This is a genomic window from Lysobacter sp. 1R34A, from assembly GCF_051217035.1.
Classification (GTDB): Bacteria; Pseudomonadota; Gammaproteobacteria; order Xanthomonadales; family Xanthomonadaceae; genus Lysobacter.
On record NZ_JBPKJP010000199.1, the window covers coordinates 1 to 1,645 of the forward strand.

Below are 1,645 nucleotides of genomic sequence, written 5' to 3' on the forward strand. Positions count from 1 at the left end.
CGCCGCGGGGACGTCCTGGGCGTGCAGCGGGCGGCGCGGCAACGCCCAGCCGCGCCAGTCCAGCCAGTCGGCCAGATGGCGGCGGCCCGAGGACAGGGCCACGCCGAGCGGGGTCTGGCCGTCGGCGGCGAGCAGGTCGGGCGCCGCGCCGTTGGCGACCAGGCGCTTGAGCATGCTTTCGCGGCCGAGCGCGGCGGCCAGGTGCAGCGCACTCATGCCGTGGCTGTCGCGGGTGTTGAGGTCGACGCCGGCGGCGAGCAGGCGTTCGAGCAGGCGCGACCAGCCCAGGCGCACCGCGATCGCCAGCGGCGGATCGCCGGCCGGGGTCGGCGAGAACACGTCGGCGCCGCGTTCGATCAGGTCGAGGGCGAACTGCTCCAGGCCGCGCGAGGCCTGGTCGCCGGCCGAACAGGTCGCCAGGAACCGGCCGAGGCCGCCGCGACCGGCCGGCGAGACGCCATGGCGCAGCAAGGCCTGCAGGGCCGGCAGCGCGTCCGGGGTGCGATCGAGCAGGGCGAACACCACGGTGTCGCCGTTGGCGTCGCGCACGTTGACGTCGGCACCCTGGCCGAGGAGCCAGTCGATCCGCTCGGCCGAAGGGATCTGCCCGTCTTCTTCGTGCAATTGCGCGCCGAGCTCGCTCGGGCTGAGCAGCTTGGCCAAGCCGGTCAGTTCGGCGGCGCGGCCTTCGCGCAGGCCGTCGCGCAGCAGTGCGGCCGGCATGCGGTCGACGATGACCCGCTCGCCCTCGCCGTCCTCGCTGTCGCCTTCGCCGCTGACCGCCGCCGGCAAGGGATAGGCGCGGTCGAGCGCAGCCACGAGCGACCAGCGGCCGGCTTCGGCGGCGCGGTCGACCGCGCGCTTGCCGTGGCGGTCGCGCAGTTCCGGGTCGATGCCGAGGTCGAGCAGGCGCACCACCAGCGGCGGCGAGGCGGTCTCGGCCTGGCAGGCCAGGATCAGCGCGCTGGCGCCGTCGGCGTCGAGCGCCGCGGCTTCGGCGACCCCGCCCTGCGGCAGGTGTTCGAGCAAGCGTTCGAGCACCGCCGGGCGCGCGCCGCGCGCGGCTTCGAGCAGCGGGGTGCGCTGCTGGCTGTCGATCGCGCCGGCGTCGGCGCCGGCGGCGAGCAGTGCGGTGACGATGTCGAGATGGCCGGCGAACGCGGCCACATGCAGGGCGCTGCGGCGTTGGCCGTCGCGGGCGTCGATGCGCGCCTTGTGCTTGAGCAGCAGTTGCACGCCGGCCGGGTCGTCCTCGTCGCCGCCGGCCGCGGCCAACAACGCCGGGGCGCCGCCGGGCTGCTCGGTCTTGGCGCCGCGTTCGAGCAGGAACTTGGCCAGGCGCCAGTTGCCGCTGGCGCAGGCCACGCCGAGCGGGGAGAAACCGTCGTGGTTGACCGGGTCGAGTTCGGCCTGGGCGTCGCGCAACAAGGCGGCGACGCCGGGGTCGGAACTGCGCGCGGCATGGTGCAGCGGGGTGTTGCCTTCGTGGTCGGCCAGGCGCGGGTCGGCGCCGTTGGCGAGCAGGGTCATGACCGCGTCGGGACGGCCGTGCCAGCTGTCGCGGGTGGCCGCCAGCAGCGGGGTCATGCCGGCGGTGGCGGCGTTCAGGTCGACGCCCGCGCCGATCAGGGCGCGCAGCAGGCGC

1 protein-coding gene is annotated in these 1,645 nt (G+C 75.8%); it reads right to left on the reverse strand.

Going from position 1 to position 1,645, the window contains the following annotated elements:
* Nucleotides 1-1,645 (reverse strand): ankyrin repeat domain-containing protein (locus ACSAMQ_RS20490; RefSeq protein WP_435397425.1); only part of this gene is annotated, 1,645 nt, incomplete at both ends.